This window comes from Mesonia sp. HuA40, from assembly GCF_008017835.1.
Classification (GTDB): Bacteria; Bacteroidota; Bacteroidia; order Flavobacteriales; family Flavobacteriaceae; genus Mesonia.
This window is the reverse complement of the sequence record NZ_VRLT01000059.1, coordinates 96,284-114,104: the sequence shown is the minus strand read 5'-3', so window position 1 is coordinate 114,104 and position 17,821 is coordinate 96,284. Positions and strand designations below refer to the sequence as shown.

Sequence of the window (17,821 nt, the reverse complement as noted above, 5' to 3'; positions counted from 1 at the left end):
TTATAAATGCGTTACGGAATTTGTACTTTAAATAGTGTTGCTGTTAGGCTAGAACCTAGCGAAACCAGTGAAATGGTCACCCAACTTTTATATGGTGACCATTTTAAGCTTATTGAAATTAGAAGAAAGTGGGTGAAAATAAGAATTGCCTTTGACGGATATGAGGGATGGCTAGACATACTTCATTTTAATGAAATAAGCCAAGTGCAATTTGAAGAAATTGAAAAACAAAGTCCTGAATTTGCTGCCGACTTAATTGATTATATTCAAGATTCTTTTAAGCAACTAACTCCTATAACATTAGGGGCTAGCGTTAAAAACTTACACTGGTTTAAGAGTGAGTATGAAGGTCGAAGAATAGCAGGGGTTCAACCAAAGAAAAATCTGCTTTCCACCGCCACGTTATACTTGAATGCTCCTTATTTATGGGGTGGCAAAACACCTTTCGGGATTGATTGTAGTGGTTTTACACAAATGGTGTATAAATTAAATGGGTATACTTTAAAAAGAGATGCCTCTCAACAAGCTAAGCAAGGTGAAGCATTAAGTTTTGTGGAAGAAAGTGAACCTGGCGACCTTGCTTTTTTTGATAATCAAGAGGGTAATATTATACACGTGGGAATTATAATGCCCGATAATTATATTATTCACGCCCACGGGAAAGTACGAATTGACAGAATTGATCACACCGGAATATTTAATGTAAATACTAATAGGTATTCCCATAATCTAAGAGTTATAAAAAAGATTATATAAAAAAATCGGGTTATAAAACCCGATTTTTTTATGATTACTTCACAAATTTATTAGTCTTGTAAAGCTTTAGCTTTTTGGGTTTCCCCTAACAAACTATATATCTGTTTTAAGGTTTGGGTAGCCTGTTGACGTAAGCCAGTCCCCTTCTCTTCCTTTTCTAACACCTTTTCTAGATAAGGCACTGCCTTTTTGTATAACTCAAGGCGCTGTTCTTGTAATTTATTGTATTTTCTAGTGTCGGCATCAGACATTCCTAGTTTGTTCATTTCCTCAACAATTGGCTTCTCTTGATCAAGTATCGCTGAAGCAAGATTTACATAAGCATTAGTAAAGTCTGGGTCTAACTTAATAGCTTGCTTATAGTAATTAATGGCTTTTTGTGTAGCCCCCATACTCATTGAGCTTACACCAAGATTATAGTACAATACAGGATTGTTTGGTTCAATTTCAAGAACTCTTTCTACTGTTTCAGAATATTTATCCATCTTATCCATTTTGTGATAAATATCGGCTTCAGATAGCAATAATGCAGTATCATTCGGGCTTTCTTCTTTTGCCTTTGCAATAGCAGTCATAGCTTTTTCTTGATTGCCTTGCTCAACATAAATAAGGGCGATGTTTTTAATAATCTCTGGTCTTTTCGATTCAGATTGCTTTGTTTCAGGTTTGATATGAGTTCCTGATTTTAAATAAATATCTCGTTGATTTTTGTTAGCAAAAGATTCTACTTCATTAGTTTCTTTATTTACGGCTGTATAAATAGTACTAGTACCTTCATACCCCATTTCGTCAAGCTGTAGGTAATACTCTAATGCCTTGTCATAATCTTTTCCTGCCACAGCTAGACTAGCTGCATTATACAAGCTCAATGTATCGCTTTTGTCTAACTCATATAAGGCAATCAATTTTTTAGAACCTTCACTAAATTTTGAAGCTTTCTGATCTTCAACAGCAGAATTAATCATTTTAGCTTTAAGCAATGCTAATTTCTGTTCTGCATCTTTTTCACCTAAGTCAATTGCTTTTTTAAATGCCTTAGCAGCAATGACCAATTCTGATGTATTGTCTGTAGTGGCCTTTGGATCTCCCATAAAAGCATTTCCTTTTGCTAAGTAAAAGTCTGCTTTAACTTTATCTTTTTCAGTTGCCACCATGCTTTCCACAGATTGTAGTAAGTTTTTTGCTTCACTATATTTTCCTGCTTCGGTAGCCTTAAGCGCATTCTTTATCTCTTTTTTCTGAGCAAATGCGCCCACGGTTAAAAAAGCTAAACCTATAGTAATTATACTCTTTTTCATAATTAATAAATTGCTAATAAATTATTTTTCATCATCTGATTCAATAGTTGTGCCATTTTCATTGGCCCCATCTTGAGCTTCATTGTCAAGCCCAGATTCAATTGGGTTGATTTCCTCTAATGTTTCCTCTTCCTCTTCATTTGCCACCTTTGCCACCGCAGCAATAGAGTCATCACCTTTTAGGTTAATTAAACGAACTCCTTGAGTAGCCCTTCCCATAGTTCTTAAGTTTTTAACCTCAATACGAATGGCTAATCCAGATTTATTAATAATCATTAAATCGTCATTATCGGTCACGCTTTTTATGGTAACCAGCTCACCCGTTTTCTCGGTTATAGAAATGGTTTTAACCCCTTTTCCACCTCTATTGGTTACACGATAAATATCTTCACCATTCTCAGGATCTTGAATAAATGTTCGTTTACCATATCCGTTCTCTGAAACCACTAAAACAGTTTCTTCGTCAGGATTTTCAATGGTAATCATGCCAACCACTTCATCTTTATCATGACCCAAGGTAATTCCGCGTACACCGGAGGCATTTCGTCCCATAGGTCTGGTTTTATTTTCTTCGAATCGGATACATTTACCGCTTTTAAGAGCAAGCATTACATCACTGTCTCCATTAGTTAATTTTGCAGAAAGCAATTCATCACCTTCTTTAATAGTTATGGCATTAATACCATTGGCTCGAGGTCTTGAATATTGCTCTAATGATGTTTTCTTAACCTGACCTTTTTTAGTTGCCATTATGACATAATGTCCGTTTATGTAATCTTCATCTTTAAGGTCTTGCGTACAAATAAAGGCTTTTATTTTATCTTCTGGATCAATATTAATTAAGTTTTGGATAGCTCTACCTTTGGAGGATTTGCTACCTTCTGGTATTTCGTAAACACGCATCCAATAACATTTTCCTTTTTGGGTAAAAAACAACATATATTGATGGTTGGTCCCTACAAATAGATCTTCTAAGAAGTCCTCATTACGGGTAGTACTAGCTTTTGATCCTACACCACCTCTCTTTTGGGTTTTGTATTCAGATAAAGAAGTACGTTTAATGTAACCTGCATGAGAGATAGATATCACAACTTGTTCATCGGGGATCATATCTTCGATACTCAAATCGCCTCCAGCGAAATTAATCTCAGATCTGCGTTCATCTCCATATTTTTCTTTTACTTCAAGCAATTCTTCTTTAATAATCTCCATTCTCTTTTCCTTGCTAGCTAATATAGCTTTCAATTCCTCAATGGTTTTCATTAAATCTTCATATTCTGCCCTTAGTTTATCTTGCTCTAGACCAGTTAACTGTCTTAATCGCATTTCAACAATGGCCTTGGCTTGGAGTTCACTTAACTCAAAACGATCTATTAATTTTTGTCTCGCTTCCTCGGCATTTGATGAGCTTCTTATTAAAGCAATAACTTCATCAATATTATCTGATGCTATAATTAAGCCTTCTAAAATGTGAGCTCTATCTTGGGCCTTCTTTAATTCGAACTCGGTTCTTCTTACCACTACTTCGTGGCGGTGTTCTACGAAATACTGAATCATATCTTTTAAATTCAGCATTTGCGGTCTTCCCTTCACTAAAGCGATATTATTCACACTAAAAGTAGACTGTAGGGCCGTATGTTTATATAGTAAATTAAGGACTATATTAGGGATTGCATCACGTTTAAGTATATATACAATACGCATCCCATTTCTGTCAGACTCATCTCGAATTAACGAAATACCTTCTATTTTTTTGTCGTTAACCATGTCTGCAGTTTTCTTAATCATATCTGCTTTATTGACTTGGTAAGGAATTTCTGTAACCACTATACACTCACGTCCTTTAACCTCTTCAAAAGTAGCTTTGGCACGCATCACTACACGTCCTCTACCTGTTTTAAACGCTTCACGAACTCCATCATACCCATAAATAATACCACCTGTAGGAAAATCAGGAGCTTTTACATGTTCCATAAGTTCGTCTACTTCAATTTCAGGATTATCGATGTAGGCCACGGTCCCATCCACAACTTCGGTTAGGTTATGCGGTGGCATATTTGTAGCCATACCCACGGCAATACCACTTGCCCCATTCACCAATAAATTCGGAATTCGAGTAGGTAATACAGTAGGCTCTTTTAAGGTATCGTCAAAGTTTAAAGAATGATCAACCGTATCTTTATCAATATCGGCCAACATCTCTTCACTAATTTTTCGCATTCTTGCCTCTGTATAACGCATCGCAGCGGGGCTATCTCCATCTACAGAACCAAAGTTACCCTGACCATCTACCAACATATAACGTAAACTCCACTCTTGCGCCATACGCACCATAGTATCGTAAACTGAAGTATCTCCGTGAGGGTGATATTTACCTAACACCTCTCCCACAATTCTTGCTGATTTTTTATAGGCTCGGTTTGAGAGTACACCTAACTCATACATTCCAAACAAAACTCTACGGTGTACGGGCTTTAATCCGTCACGTACATCGGGTAAAGCACGGGAAACAATAACCGACATAGAATAATCTATGTAAGCCGATTTCATTTCTTCCTCAATATTAATAGGAATTAACTTTTCTCCTTCAGCCATAAATCTAGTATATTATAGTTTAATTTTTCTAACGTGCCAATGTAAGCAAATTTGGCTTGGTTTTAAAGCCTTTTGCCGCAAAATTATTAACAAAGTTTTATAGGCTTTCGAATGTAATTTTGTCACGTATTTTTTTGATTTCTGCCATTTATTTTGTCTCTTAGCATGTAGCCTAAAAAAAGGAATGCTTTTTGAAATAGGTAAATTGAATTTTTGAGAAAAGGAATATTTTGAATTATGGACGATAATTTTTCACCCCGAGTAAAAGATGTAATTACATACAGTAAAGAGGAAGCTCTGCGCTTAGGCCACGATTTCATAGGAACAGAGCACTTGGTGCTAGGATTAATTCGTGATGGAAACGGAAAAGCTATAGATATTTTAGAAGCATTAGAAATTGATTTAGATTTACTTCGGCGTAAGGTTGAGATTTTAAGTCCGGCAAACCCCGATAACGCATTTATAAGCAACGAGAAAAAAAACCTTCATCTTACAAGGCAAGCAGAACGCGCTTTGAAAACAACTTTTTTAGAAGCTAAACTTTTTCAAAGCTCAACAATTAACACCGCGCATTTATTGCTGTGTATTTTAAGAAATGAAAACGACCCGACCACCAAATTATTAAACAAATTGAAAATTGACTATGATAATGTGAAGGGAGAATTTAAAGCTATGATAACACAAGATAACGATTTTATAGACCCCACCCCCACTGCAAATTTCCCGAATGAGGGTGCCAGTGAAGGTGATAGTATGCGTAAAAACCCGTTTGACACAAATAGTGGATCAAAAACAGGTAAAGTAAATAAAAAATCGAAAACACCAGTTCTCGATAATTTCGGTCGCGATTTAACCGCTATGGCAGATGAAGGAAAATTAGACCCCGTAGTAGGTCGTGAAAAAGAAATAGAAAGAGTTTCGCAAATATTAAGTAGACGAAAAAAGAATAATCCGCTACTCATAGGTGAACCAGGAGTGGGTAAAAGTGCCATTGCAGAAGGTTTAGCTTTACGGATTGTACAACGTAAAGTTTCGAGAATTTTGTTTGATAAACGCGTGGTAACCTTAGATTTAGCAAGCTTAGTGGCGGGTACAAAGTACCGCGGTCAATTTGAAGAACGTATGAAAGCAGTGATGAATGAATTAGAAAAAAATGATGATATCATTCTTTTCATTGATGAAATTCATACCATTGTGGGAGCCGGTGGAGCAACAGGCAGTTTAGACGCTAGTAATATGTTTAAACCTGCATTAGCACGTGGTGAATTACAATGCATAGGGGCCACAACTTTAGACGAATACAGACAACACATAGAAAAAGATGGTGCATTAGAACGTAGATTCCAAAAAGTTATCATAGAACCTACTACGGTAAATGAAACCATAGAAATTCTAAATAACATTAAACCAAAATATGAGTCGCACCACAATGTGACCTATACTCCCGAAGCTATTGAGGCTTGTGTCAAATTAACAAATCGTTACATGACCGACAGGTTCTTACCCGATAAAGCCATAGATGCATTAGACGAGGCAGGATCGCGTGTACATATCACCAATATTGAGGTGCCTAAACGCATTTTAGATCTCGAACGCCAACTTGAAAAGGTGAGAGAAACTAAAACCTCTGTGGTAAAAAAACAGAAATATGAAGAGGCTGCTAAGCTCCGTGATGACGAAAAGAACTTAGAACAAGAACTACAGGTTGCACAAGAAAAATGGGAAGAAGAAAGTAAAAAACACAGAGAGCTTGTAAATGAAGAAAATGTAGCTGATGTGGTCTCAATGATGACCGGTATCCCTGTTAATCGTATTGCCCAAACCGAAAGCAATAAATTAGCCAATTTACCAGACCGAATCAAAGGAAAGGTTATTGGCCAAGATCAAGCAGTATCTAAAGTAGTTAAAGCCATACAACGTAACCGTGCAGGCTTAAAAGACCCTAACAAGCCTATTGGATCATTTATCTTTTTGGGACAAACAGGTGTAGGTAAGACTCAGTTAGCCAAAGTGCTAGCCAAAGAACTTTTTGATAATGAGGATACGCTTATTCGAATAGACATGAGTGAATATATGGAGAAATTTGCTATTTCACGTTTAGTTGGTGCTCCTCCAGGATATGTTGGTTACGAAGAAGGCGGTCAACTAACCGAAAAAGTACGAAGAAAACCTTATGCCGTTATTCTTCTTGATGAAGTTGAAAAAGCACATCCAGATGTATTTAATATGTTGCTTCAAGTTTTGGATGATGGTTATTTAACCGATAGTCTTGGACGTAAAATAGATTTTAGAAATACGATTATCATCATGACGTCAAATATCGGTGCGCGTAAATTAAAAGATTTTGGTCAAGGTGTTGGGTTTGGCACCAAAGCGAGAAAAGAGCAAGCCGATGCTAATACAAAAAGTATTATTGAAAATGCGCTAAAGAAAGCTTTTGCACCAGAATTTTTAAATCGAATCGATGATGTGGTTATTTTTAATGCCCTAGAGCGACAAGATATTCATAAGATTATAGATATTGAGCTTGCTAAACTATTTACTCGCGTTAAAGATTTAGGTTACAATCTAGAGCTCACAGAGAAAGCCAAAGATTATATCGCCGATAAAGGTTTTGATCAGCAATATGGTGCTAGACCGTTGAAAAGAGCAATTCAAAAATACGTTGAAGATGCCTTGGCGGAAGAAATTATAAATACCAAATTAAAAGAGGGAGACCATGTAGTTATGGATTTAAATGAAGACAACAAACAACTTGTTGTAAGAATCACTAAAAAAGAAACACCAGAACAACAGGAAGACTCTTAGTTTAAGGTATAATAAAATTAAAAAGCCTCAACTTTTAAAGTTGAGGCTTTTTAATTTTAAACCTTACATAACTAAACTTAATTCTTCTGTTTTTTATGGATTGTATAATCGGATTCTGTAAGTATAACTGTATTAATTTTATTATATAAAAATTCCTTCAGCTCCTCACCTCGTAAAATCCTAAATTTAATATTTTCTTTTAACTTTAAACTGTCTATATAATTATCAAATTGATAAAATTTATTATTATGATAAATTAGGATTTTAGAATTAACATTTTTTCTATTTTTCTCTACGAATATCATATTTCCTAAACTAGAGTTATCTATTAAAACCGCATTTTCTATCGATTTATTAAATATAAAAGATGTCTTGGTTGAGTCTATTTGAGAGAATAAATTGTAACTCACAAAGAAAAAGCCTAACATTAAAATAATTTTATTTTTCAAAATATATAATTTTACAATTAAGCTCTAAGTTAATGAATATTTTTAACTGCAAAACAACAAGTCTTCATCAATTGTAAACTGATTTATAAAGTCTACCGCTTTATGGATCTCATTTGCCATTACCTTATCTTGTTTAACCACGGGCACCTCAGTTCTAAACGCCGTGATTAATTGCTCTACAAATGGAGAAGATTTTAAAGGCGCTCTAAAATACAAGGCCTGAGAGGCGTTAAAAAGTTCAATTGCCAACACTGTAGCTAGATTATCAACCACTTTAATTAATTTTGTAGCTGAGTTAGCCCCCATACTTACGTGATCTTCTTGACCATTTGAAGAAACGATAGAATCTATACTTGCCGGGGTACAAAGTTGTTTATTTTGACTCACAATACTAGCTGCAGTATACTGCGGAATCATAAAACCGTTATTCAAGCCTGGGTCATTCACCAAAAACATAGGAAGCTGTCTTAAACCCGAAACCAATTGATAAATTCGTCTTTCAGAAATATTGGCTAATTCCGCGCAAGCAATAGCTAAATAATCCATTCCCAATGCTAATGGCTGTCCGTGAAAGTTGCCTCCTGAAATAATTTCATCTTCTTCAACAAAAATATTCGGATTATCGGTTACACTATTAATCTCAGTTTTTACTGTTTTGTGTACAAAACGCAAGGTATCTTTACTAGCTCCGTGAACTTGCGGGATGCATCGAAAAGAATAAGGATCTTGTACACTTTCTTTGGTTTGTTGTGCAATTTCACTTCCGTCAAGGAAATCAAGCATACGTTCGGCCGTTTTAATCTGTCCTCGATGTGGTCTCACATAATGAACCAACTCATTAAACGGTGATAAATTACAATCAAATCCGTCTAAGGAGGCAGCACTTATGGCATCTGCCATATAACTTAACTTATAGGTTTTTATTAAAGCATAAACAGCATGTGCACTCATAAACTGGGTTCCGTTTAGCAATGCTAGTCCTTCTTTTGACTGTAAAACCAGTGGTTCAAGATTATGTTTCTTTAAAATTTCTTCACCTGTTAATCGTTCGCCCTTATACCAAGCTTCTCCTTTACCTAAAAGAGGTAAACATAAATGCGCTAAAGGTGATAAATCTCCAGATGCCCCTAAAGATCCTTGTTCATATACAACGGGTAAGATATCATTATTAAAAAAAAACATCAATCGCTCTACGGTAGACATAGAAACACCTGAATGCCCATAGCTTAAAGATTGAATCTTCAGCAAAAGCATAATTTTCACTATTTCAGAATCAATAACATCACCGGTCCCGCACGCATGAGAAACTACTAAATTCTCCTGCAACTGAGCCAATTTTTCTTTTGAGATTTTCACGTTGCAGAGAGAACCAAATCCGGTATTAATTCCGTAAAAAGGTCTTTCGCTTTCAGCTAGTTTATTATCTAAGTATTTTCTAGCCTTATTTATAGCGCTTTTCGCTTCTTCACTAAGATCTATTTTATAAGATTGAGTTATAATTTGCTGTATTTTAGGTAGGTCTAAAATATCTTTACTGATGTAATGTGTTTGTTTCATTTTAAATTTTAAAATTAACCCATCGCTGGGTTGTAAGGTCAATTATTTTGAATTCTTTGTTTCTTGGGGTTTTTCAAACAGATAACGTAAGGCTTTACCTTGATGAGCAATTATGTCTGAGGCCAAAAGCGCATCTGGTATGGTATTTTGTATGGCTAAATCTCCTGCTAAAGCATGGATATAGACACCAAAAACACAACTAATGGCGGGGTCATAACCTTGGGCTAATAATCCCACTAAAATACCCGACAATACATCGCCACTTCCTGCTGTTGCCATGCCCGGGTTACCGTTAGTATTTATATAAACATGTTCACCGCTAACGGTCAAGGTGTAAGTACCTTTTATTACCACACTAACTCTGTATTTTTTTGAAAAAGCTTTAACTTTACGGATTTTATCAAAGTCATCATCCCATTCTCCAATTAAATTTAAAAGCTCCTTAGGATGTGGGGTTAATATAGATTTCTCTGGAATTAATTTTAATAGCTCAGGAGCTTTACCGAGCATATTGATACCATCTGCGTCTATTACTATAGGAGTTTTTACTTGATGTAGCAAGGTTGTAAACATCTCGATAGATTTCTCTTCTTGCCCTGCTCCTACACCAAAACAAATTCTATCCTTATTTGAGAACTCAAAATTATCCTCTACAAGATATTCGTCGTGTGCTACGGTTTTCACCATCACCTCTGGATTAGCCGTTTGTAAAGGTATATAAGCACAAGTAGGTACTACAGCAGTAACTTTTCCAGCTCCTATTCTTAAGGCTGCCTTTGTGGCTAAAATCACACTTCCAATCATACCATATTTACCACCAATTACATAAGCATGCCCATAATCTCCTTTATGAGAAAAACGCGATCTAGGTTGGTATAAAGCAGCCGCTTGTTCTTTAGTAATTAAGGTTGCAACCGCTTTTTGATTGTGTAAAAATTGCTGATCTAAACCAATATCTATAATTTGAATATTGCCAGCATAAGGTGCAGTTTCGGGTAGAAAAAATGGCAATTTTGCAGCTTGAAAAGTAAGGGTGTAATTAGCCCTTAAAATAGGTTGTTGTGAGATGTAACTATCTAATTGCATACCCGATGGCACATCTATAGCAAAGGTATAAGCGCCAGCTTCATTTATATGAGTTATAATATTATTTACCCAAGAAGCTAAGGGTCGGTTTAAGCCAATTCCAAAAATAGCATCAATTACCACATCATTGGCTTGAACGGTGGGAAGATCAGATTCTTCGTTCACCATCACAGGCCATTTATTCAATAGCTCTTTAATGGCATTATAATTAGATAAAAATCCTGCTGTTCTTTGTTCTGAATAATTTATGATAAACACCTGTACGGCGTATCCTTTTTCAATCAATTTTCTTGCTATGACTAAGCCATCTCCGCCATTATTTCCAACACCGCAAAAAACTTTGATTTGCACGGCAGCTTTTCCCAATCTAGCATGAATTTGTTCAAAAGCACTAGTACCAGCTCTTTCCATTAACTGTATCCCGTCAATTTCCTGGTTTTTCTGGGTGATTTCTTCGGCTTGATATAATTGTTTTGCACTAAAAATTTTCATAATCTGGTTTTGTACAAATATACTATTCTTTATAGGAATTCATATTTAATACTAAGCTAATAGGAGGAGCAAATGCCGATTTTTCTTAAAGCTAAATACTTGGTCATGCTGCTACAAACAACTACCTTTGCTAAAATTTTTTAAATCAATGAAAAAAACAGCTTTAAATTCAATACATAAAGATTTGGGGGCAAAAATGGTTCCCTATGCTGGTTTTGAGATGCCTGTATCTTATGCTGGAGTTAATGAAGAACATCAAAACGTACGCGAAAACTTAGGTGTTTTTGATGTATCTCATATGGGAGAATTTTTAATAAGCGGACCAAATGCGCTGACCCTAATACAAAAACTTACCACCAATGATGCTTCAAAGCTAGTAGATGGCAAAGCACAGTATTCTTGCTTGACAAACCACAAAGGCGGTATCATAGATGATTTGATTATTTATAGGTTTAATAGTGAAAAATATCTATTGGTTGTAAACGCGTCTAATATCGAAAAAGATTGGAACTGGATAGCAGAAAATAACACCGTAGATGCAGATATTAAAGATATTTCTAATGAGTATTCTTTATTGGCTATTCAAGGTCCTAAGTCTATTGAAGCGATGCAAGCACTTACCCCTATTGATTTAAGCGCTATAAAGTTTTATAATTTTGAAGTAGGTGAATTTGCCGACGCAGAAAATGTTATTATTTCGGCAACTGGATACACCGGAAGTGGTGGATTTGAAATTTATTTTAAAAACGAAGAGGCTCCCGAAATTTGGAAACGTGTTTTTGAGGCAGGAAAAGACTTTGGCATTCAGCCAATTGGTCTGGCTGCGCGAGATACCTTAAGATTAGAAATGGGTTTTTGTCTGTATGGTAATGATATAGATCAAGAGACAACCCCCATAGAAGCTGGTTTAGGTTGGATTACAAAATTCAATAAATCGTTTATAGGAGACGAAGTGCTTAAAAAGCAAAAAGAAGAAAAACCAAGTCGTAAATTAATTGGTTTTGTATTATCTGAAAAAGGTATACCGCGCAAAGGTTACAGCATAATTGATGAGCAAGGTGAAGAAATTGGAGTGGTAACTAGTGGTACCATGTCTCCTTCAACAGGTAAAGCAATAGGGATGGGATATGTAAAACTTGAACACGCCAAAGAAGGTACACCCATAAAAATTCAAATAAGAAAGAAAAGTGTGGCTGCTGAAATAACCAAGCCTCCTTTTTACAAGAAATAGTAGATAATTCATATTACAATCAAAGCTGTTTATTTTTTGTTTATGCCTTTGAATCTTCAAAGATTGCGCAAAGCAGAGATAAACAGCTTTTACATTAAGTAGACTTATAGTATTAATAACAACAAAAACATATTAATTTTAGGAGCTAGCGGCTTTATTGGTAGAACGCTTTACAAAGAACTATCCCCTTACTTTAACGTTTACGGTACTTATCGAACTCCAGCGCGCTATTACAATGAAAATCAACAATACATTCATTGGAATTTTCATTATGACCCAATACAAGATTTACTTCATAGCATTCAACCTAAAATAATAATACATTGTTTAAAAGGCGACTTTAAGGCTCTGCATGAAAACTATCAAGCTTTATTGCATTATATTAATAAAAACGAAACAAAATTCATTCAGTTTTCTACCGCAAACGTATTTGATGCATTTACTAATTACCCTAATTACGAATACGATAAAACTTTTTCTACCAGCATATACGGCAAGTTTCAAATACAAATAGAGAATGCTCTTTTTCACTTACCAACCTACAAGTATATAATAGCCAGAGTACCTATGCTTTACGGATTAAATTCGCCTAGAATCCAAGAAATTTTGAAAAACTATAAAAACAAGGAAGCTATAGAAGTATTTCCTAAGGTTATTATAAATGCGGCCAGTGTAAATATGCTAAGTTTACAAATTCATTTTATGATCAACCAGCATTATGGTGGAGTTTACCATTTGGGCAGTAAAAATTTAGTTCACCATGAAGATTTAATTTTAGAAATATGCGAGAAATTAGATTTAGACAATCCGTTACTAAGAAGAGTCTACAATTCAAATCAAGATAGGTATTTAGCCTTATTAACTAAAAACAAGTTACCGGAACATCTTCGATATGACTTAGATAAGGTGATAACAGATTCTACTAATAGTATAAAGTTTTAGTACAAATTTAATCTACGCTAATTATTTCCGCTTTAAGCGAAAGAAATAAAACCTATGTAAAACTATTTTTACACAAATTATAATGAATTTACCTATTTATAATGCTCATCCTTTCTTAATTTTAAGGCAAATAAAAAACCTGAAGCGATGAGAAAATTGAACGAACAAGAAATAAAAGATAAATTAAAAGATTTAGAGGGTTGGCAGCATCAAGAAAATGCGATACAAACCAAGTTTGAATTTGAGAACTTCAAAGAAACATTTTCTATAATGACTCGAATAGCTTTTGAAGCCGAAGCTTTAAATCACCATCCTGATTGGAGCAACGTTTATAACGAATTAAGTATTTCGCTCTCTACACACGACGCTGGCGGAGTAACAGAAAAGGATATACAATTAGCACAAATTATAGAAGCTATAATTGACACCGAGTAATTTTAAACAAAATTTACCTAGAATTTTTAGATTTTGTTAAATTTGCCGACTAGAACAATGGATACAAATTATGGGAAGAGCATTTGAATTTCGTAAAGCACGTAAAATGAAAAGATGGGCGGCAATGTCTAAAGCCTTTACACGTATAGGTAAAGATATTGTTATGGCCGTGAAAGAAGGCGGACCCGATCCCGATTCAAATGCCCGCTTGCGCGCTGTTATACAGAATGCAAAATCTGTAAACATGCCTAAAGACAATATTGAACGAGCAATTAAAAGGGCTAGCGATAAAAATCAAGGCGATTACAAAGAAGTTTTGTTTGAGGGCTATGCTCCACACGGAATTGCTATTCTGGTTGAAACAGCAACCGACAATAACACAAGAACGGTGGCTAACATCCGATCATACTTTAACAAATGTAACGGGAATTTAGGCACCTCTGGTTCTGTAGAGTTCTTGTTTGACCACACGTGCAATTTTAGAATTAAAGGAGACGGGTTAGATCCCGAGGAATTGGAGCTTGAATTTATTGACTTTGGTGCAGAAGAGGTTTTTGAAGATGAAGACGGTATTTTGATCTACGCTCCCTTTGAAAGTTTTGGTGCCATTCAAAAAGAATTAGAAGATCGCGGTATTGAAATTTTATCTTCTGGTTTTGAGCGAATTCCCACTACAACCAAAAGCCTTAGTCCAGAGGAACAAGCGGATGTAGAAAAACTAATAGAAAAAATAGAAGAAGATGATGATGTACAAAACGTATATCATACTATGGAAGAAAGCACCGAAAATTAATTGGTTATAATAAAAAAAGGAGTCAAAAATTGACTCCTTTTTTTATAACTAAATCTATTTAATACTATTGTAATTCTTTAAATATAGAGTGCATTAAGCGCTTCTTATCATTTAGACTCTCCTCCATTGAAATCATTGTTTCTGTACGATAAACTCCTTCAATATCATCAATCATAAAAATGATTTTTTTGGCATGTTCGGTATTTTTAGCTCTAATTTTACAGAAGATGTTAAATTTTCCTGTGGTAACGTGTGCTACCGTTACAAATGGTATTTCGTTTATGCGTTCTAATACAAACTTTGTTTGTGATGTTTTTTGTAAAAACACCCCCACATAAGCAATAAAAGAATAACCTAATTTTTTATAATCTAGCGATAACGACGAACCCGTAATTATACCTGCCTCTTCCATCTTTTTAACTCGTACATGAACCGTGCCTGCAGATATATCTAAACGTTTTGCAATATCTGTAAATGCAGTTCTAGAATTATCGATCAAAATATCTAATATTTGGTGATCGATATCGTCTAACTTAAACTTTGCCATAATTTTTCTTTTACGTAATATCTTAAATTTCTTCCACTAAAGAATATGCAAAAATAGTACTTTATTTTTGATAAATCATAAAGAAAAATTAAGTTTATGTTAAATTAAGTGAGAATAAACCATTTGCACCGTTTAAGAATTTCAATTCATCACCTACTTTGAGCAACTTTCCATTCAATACACTTAATTCGAGTTGCTTAGCGCAAATATACCTTAGCCCTTTTCTGCTTAATTTTAATCCTATTTCTGCTATAATAGGTGTAAAATGAATCTCCCCCTCTATTAAACGTTCTTCGTACTGTATACCTATTTGAAAACTTTTTGATTCTTGTTCTATATTATCAATTATCAAATCGTAAAATTGTTTTTCATTTTCAGGAATATTAAGATAGTTTTTCTCTGTAAATTTCTTGTAAGCATGGCTATTTATTAAATCTAAGCCTCTCCATAAAGCTTTAAAAACAAATTGTCGCACTTGTTCACGTTCATAATCATCAGGAAAATGTCCTGCTTCAAATAATATAGTAGGAATTCCCCTATTCATTAAAGTATCTCCTATACAATCTAAGTTAAAGGTGTCATCGTAGCGACCAATTCCGCCAGGTAAATCTTGACTTAGTTCTTTGTACATACCGGCTATAATTTGCATAGCCTTTAAACGCTGAGAATTCACCTCTCTAGCTTCATTGAATGCAGGGGCTAAAAAAGATAAAGTAGCTGGTTTATTAAATCCTTTTGTACCAAAAATAGTTCTTTGGTCATGTAAATTAAAACAAAAGTCTGGCGCATAATTGATGTATACATTCTTTAGAATTTGACTTTCTACTTGAGTTAAGTTTTGGGCATCTCTATTAAGATCTACCTGATTTGCATTTTGCCTGGTATAGGCTTTCAAGCCATCGGGATTTAACACAGGAATAACTAAAATATTCAAGTTCTCAAAAAATGCTGAAAATGTTTCTTTTCTTAATTTTTCAAATAGGTCAAAAACAGCTTTTGTGGTCGTACTTTCATTTCCATGCATTTGCGACCACATTAATACTTTAATTGGACCATTTCCAAGTTCAACTTGGTAGATTTTCTCATTTTTTTCAGAATGCCCTATAACCGATACCTTAAAATCTGTAGGTAAGTTTTGAAGGTATCCAATTAAATTGGCATAGGATAAATAACGCCCGGTTATTTTATTGTAATGTTCTAGGCTCATTTTGAAATTGCATTTTACTGTTTACAAAAGTAAACATTCTTTAATTTACATTTGTAAACAAGAATAATTTTAAAAAATGTTACAAATGTAAATCTATTATGCTGTGGGTTGCTTAGCTGATTGGAAAGTATCCTAATAGACTATTTTTATTTTCTAATTATCTATAATTTAGCTTATTAAATGTTTTTAATTAAAGTTTTGGTTTAATACGTATTGAGTAATTAACTTTAGGGTTTGATAGTATTATATTTATTTGTTACATTTGTAAACAATCAATTTTAAGTTAATTGTTTACAATGGTGAACGTAGAAAAGTTTACAAAACGACTCGATAAAATTTTAGAATATTACGACCTATCGGCCGCCGCCTTTGCCGAAGAAATTCAAGTAGGTCGTTCTTCCATATCTCATATTTTATCTGGCCGTAACAAACCTAGTTTAGAATTTGTATTAAAAGTAACCAATCGGTTTCCCGAAGTGAATCTGTATTGGCTGCTCAACGGAAAAGGAAATTTTCCAAGTAGTAAAGAATCAAATACTTCCACTCCCCCAACTTTAGAGCATAAAAATATACCTGAATTATTCCAAACGAATCAAAATTCAGAAGAAGCAAAGGAGTCAGACTTGAATACCCCTGAAAGCCTTCTAAAAAACAAATCTATCAGTCGGATTGTTATCTTTTATAAAGATGGAACTTTCGAAAGTTTTACTAATTAATTGGCGTTATATTGCTTAAATTAGCGGTTAAAAAAGTTCAATGAAAAATACATTTCTTTTACTGATATTTTTAGCTTTGGCTTCTTGTTACAGTCCTAATCGTAATTGCACCGATTTTAAAACGGGCAGTTTTGAGTTTGAAACCTATCTTAATGGAGAGTTGGTTAAAACCCGATTTGTGCGCAATGACAGTATTGAAATTGATTATTTTAAAAATGAAATAGATAGTAGTAGCATAAGATGGATCAATGATTGTGAGTACATACTTAAAAATTTAAATCCGAAAAATATGGCTGAAGAAAAGCCATTACATATGAAAATACTTACTACCAAAGGCAATACCTATACCTTTGAATATTCAATTGTAGGAGAAACCAAAAAGCAAAAAGGAACTGTTATAAAAGTAGATTAAATAGAATAATTTTCTTTTTATACAAAACGCTAGCGATTATCGTTTCTTTTATCTTTTAATAAAGCATTCTGTTCTTGTAAAAGTAATTTTAAATCACTTAATAGCTCTATATTCTTTGGGGTTGATACTTGCTTATTTCGTGTATCCTCTGCATTCTTACGAAGTTTATTAAAAACTCTAATCACTATAAAAACCGTAAATGAGATTATTAAGAAATTAAGTAGAACCGTAAGCAGCTCACCATACCCGATATAAACCTCTTCTTTAATTACATTGTCTCCTTTTTTAAGAGCATGACGTAATATTATTTTTTTGTCTATAAAATTTATGCCGTCGGTAAGTAATGACAAGGGTGGCATAATAACCTTTTTTACCATTACATCAATTACTTGGTTAAAAGCGCTTCCTATTATCACACCAACAGCAATATCAATCATATTGCCTTTTATGGCAAATTCTTTAAATTCTTCTAAAATATTTTTTCCTTTAAAGAGCAT

At 34.3% G+C, this 17,821-nt stretch carries 16 protein-coding genes; 8 read left to right on the top strand and 8 right to left on the bottom strand.

The window, feature by feature from the left end; all coding sequences use genetic code 11:
* The first annotated feature begins 6 nt into the window (after positions 1-6).
* Positions 7-756 carry a C40 family peptidase gene (locus FT993_RS10225; protein ID WP_147862454.1) on the top strand — a complete coding sequence of 250 codons (750 nt, stop codon included), beginning with the start codon at positions 7-9 and terminating at the stop codon, positions 754-756.
* Between the two features lie 50 nt (positions 757-806).
* Here the strand turns inward: FT993_RS10225 and FT993_RS10220 are convergent, their stop codons facing one another.
* Together FT993_RS10220 and gyrA are read right to left on the bottom strand one after the other, a co-directional pair.
* Positions 807-2,054, bottom strand: a complete 1,248-nt coding sequence (locus tag FT993_RS10220) for a tetratricopeptide repeat protein (protein WP_147862453.1) — start codon at positions 2,052-2,054, stop codon at positions 807-809.
* 21 nt (positions 2,055-2,075) lie between these two features.
* Positions 2,076-4,649 carry a DNA gyrase subunit A gene (gene gyrA, locus FT993_RS10215; protein WP_147862452.1) on the bottom strand — a complete coding sequence of 858 codons (2,574 nt, stop codon included), beginning with the start codon at positions 4,647-4,649 and terminating at the stop codon, positions 2,076-2,078.
* A 237-nt stretch (positions 4,650-4,886) separates the two neighbouring features.
* Between gyrA and FT993_RS10210 the strand changes: the two genes are divergently transcribed.
* Positions 4,887-7,457 (top strand): ATP-dependent Clp protease ATP-binding subunit, encoded by a 2,571-nt coding sequence (locus tag FT993_RS10210; RefSeq protein WP_147862451.1) that lies wholly within the window; start codon positions 4,887-4,889, stop codon positions 7,455-7,457.
* A gap of 77 nt (positions 7,458-7,534) precedes the next feature.
* On the opposite strand, the gene FT993_RS10205 is transcribed toward FT993_RS10210, so the two are convergent.
* The 3 genes from FT993_RS10205 to FT993_RS10195 are packed head-to-tail and all read right to left on the bottom strand — an operon-like array spanning position 7,535 to position 11,041.
* Positions 7,535-7,906 (bottom strand): hypothetical protein, encoded by a 372-nt coding sequence (locus tag FT993_RS10205; RefSeq protein ID WP_147862450.1) that lies wholly within the window; start codon positions 7,904-7,906, stop codon positions 7,535-7,537.
* A gap of 42 nt (positions 7,907-7,948) precedes the next feature.
* Positions 7,949-9,463, bottom strand: coding sequence for a histidine ammonia-lyase (hutH, locus tag FT993_RS10200; protein WP_147862449.1), 1,515 nt, complete (start codon positions 9,461-9,463; stop codon positions 7,949-7,951).
* 42 nt (positions 9,464-9,505) lie between these two features.
* Positions 9,506-11,041, bottom strand: coding sequence for an NAD(P)H-hydrate dehydratase (locus FT993_RS10195; protein WP_147862448.1), 1,536 nt, complete (start codon positions 11,039-11,041; stop codon positions 9,506-9,508).
* Between the two features lie 148 nt (positions 11,042-11,189).
* Here FT993_RS10195 and gcvT point away from each other — a divergent pair, with 148 nt between their 5' ends.
* The 4 genes from gcvT (at position 11,190) to FT993_RS10175 (ending at position 14,442) form a co-directional block, all read left to right on the top strand.
* Entirely contained in the window at positions 11,190-12,272 is a 1,083-nt protein-coding gene (gcvT, locus tag FT993_RS10190) for a glycine cleavage system aminomethyltransferase GcvT (protein WP_147862447.1), read from the top strand.
* Positions 12,273-12,383: 111 nt separating this feature from the next.
* Positions 12,384-13,214 carry a sugar nucleotide-binding protein gene (locus FT993_RS10185; protein WP_147862446.1) on the top strand — a complete coding sequence of 277 codons (831 nt, stop codon included), beginning with the start codon at positions 12,384-12,386 and terminating at the stop codon, positions 13,212-13,214.
* A 147-nt stretch (positions 13,215-13,361) separates the two neighbouring features.
* Positions 13,362-13,649 (top strand): 4a-hydroxytetrahydrobiopterin dehydratase, encoded by a 288-nt coding sequence (locus FT993_RS10180; protein WP_147862445.1) that lies wholly within the window; start codon positions 13,362-13,364, stop codon positions 13,647-13,649.
* Between the two features lie 70 nt (positions 13,650-13,719).
* Positions 13,720-14,442, top strand: a complete 723-nt coding sequence (locus FT993_RS10175; RefSeq protein WP_147862444.1) for a YebC/PmpR family DNA-binding transcriptional regulator — start codon at positions 13,720-13,722, stop codon at positions 14,440-14,442.
* A gap of 64 nt (positions 14,443-14,506) precedes the next feature.
* On the opposite strand, the gene FT993_RS10170 is transcribed toward FT993_RS10175, so the two are convergent.
* Positions 14,507-14,989: an Lrp/AsnC family transcriptional regulator gene (locus FT993_RS10170; protein ID WP_147862443.1), complete on the bottom strand. Its 483-nt coding sequence runs from the start codon at positions 14,987-14,989 to the stop codon at positions 14,507-14,509.
* A gap of 94 nt (positions 14,990-15,083) precedes the next feature.
* A complete protein-coding gene (locus FT993_RS10165; protein ID WP_147862442.1) occupies positions 15,084-16,196 on the bottom strand; it encodes a M14 family zinc carboxypeptidase in 1,113 nt (370 codons plus the stop codon).
* Positions 16,197-16,492: 296 nt separating this feature from the next.
* Between FT993_RS10165 and FT993_RS10160 the strand changes: the two genes are divergently transcribed.
* Together FT993_RS10160 and FT993_RS10155 are read left to right on the top strand one after the other, a co-directional pair.
* Positions 16,493-16,912, top strand: a complete 420-nt coding sequence (locus FT993_RS10160) for a helix-turn-helix transcriptional regulator (RefSeq protein ID WP_147862441.1) — start codon at positions 16,493-16,495, stop codon at positions 16,910-16,912.
* Positions 16,913-16,952: 40 nt separating this feature from the next.
* Positions 16,953-17,324, top strand: a complete 372-nt coding sequence (locus FT993_RS10155; RefSeq protein ID WP_147862440.1) for a DNA topoisomerase IV — start codon at positions 16,953-16,955, stop codon at positions 17,322-17,324.
* Between the two features lie 29 nt (positions 17,325-17,353).
* On the opposite strand, the gene mscL is transcribed toward FT993_RS10155, so the two are convergent.
* On the bottom strand, positions 17,354-17,821 hold the full coding sequence (gene mscL / locus FT993_RS10150) for a large conductance mechanosensitive channel protein MscL (protein ID WP_147862439.1): 468 nt from the start codon (positions 17,819-17,821) through the stop codon (positions 17,354-17,356).

Coding starts and splice junctions, on each gene's coding strand:
- FT993_RS10195 (WP_147862448.1), bottom strand. CDS start 11,041: ATGAAAATTTTTAGTGCAAAACAATTATATCAAGCCGAAGAAATCACC.
- gyrA (WP_147862452.1), bottom strand. CDS start 4,649: ATGGCTGAAGGAGAAAAGTTAATTCCTATTAATATTGAGGAAGAAATG.
- FT993_RS10180 (WP_147862445.1), top strand. CDS start 13,362: ATGAGAAAATTGAACGAACAAGAAATAAAAGATAAATTAAAAGATTTA.
- FT993_RS10225 (WP_147862454.1), top strand. CDS start 7: ATGCGTTACGGAATTTGTACTTTAAATAGTGTTGCTGTTAGGCTAGAA.
- mscL (WP_147862439.1), bottom strand. CDS start 17,821: ATGCTCTTTAAAGGAAAAAATATTTTAGAAGAATTTAAAGAATTTGCC.
- gcvT (WP_147862447.1), top strand. CDS start 11,190: ATGAAAAAAACAGCTTTAAATTCAATACATAAAGATTTGGGGGCAAAA.
- FT993_RS10210 (WP_147862451.1), top strand. CDS start 4,887: ATGGACGATAATTTTTCACCCCGAGTAAAAGATGTAATTACATACAGT.
- FT993_RS10220 (WP_147862453.1), bottom strand. CDS start 2,054: ATGAAAAAGAGTATAATTACTATAGGTTTAGCTTTTTTAACCGTGGGC.
- FT993_RS10170 (WP_147862443.1), bottom strand. CDS start 14,989: ATGGCAAAGTTTAAGTTAGACGATATCGATCACCAAATATTAGATATT.
- FT993_RS10165 (WP_147862442.1), bottom strand. CDS start 16,196: ATGAGCCTAGAACATTACAATAAAATAACCGGGCGTTATTTATCCTAT.
- FT993_RS10175 (WP_147862444.1), top strand. CDS start 13,720: ATGGGAAGAGCATTTGAATTTCGTAAAGCACGTAAAATGAAAAGATGG.
- FT993_RS10160 (WP_147862441.1), top strand. CDS start 16,493: ATGGTGAACGTAGAAAAGTTTACAAAACGACTCGATAAAATTTTAGAA.
- FT993_RS10155 (WP_147862440.1), top strand. CDS start 16,953: ATGAAAAATACATTTCTTTTACTGATATTTTTAGCTTTGGCTTCTTGT.
- hutH (WP_147862449.1), bottom strand. CDS start 9,463: ATGAAACAAACACATTACATCAGTAAAGATATTTTAGACCTACCTAAA.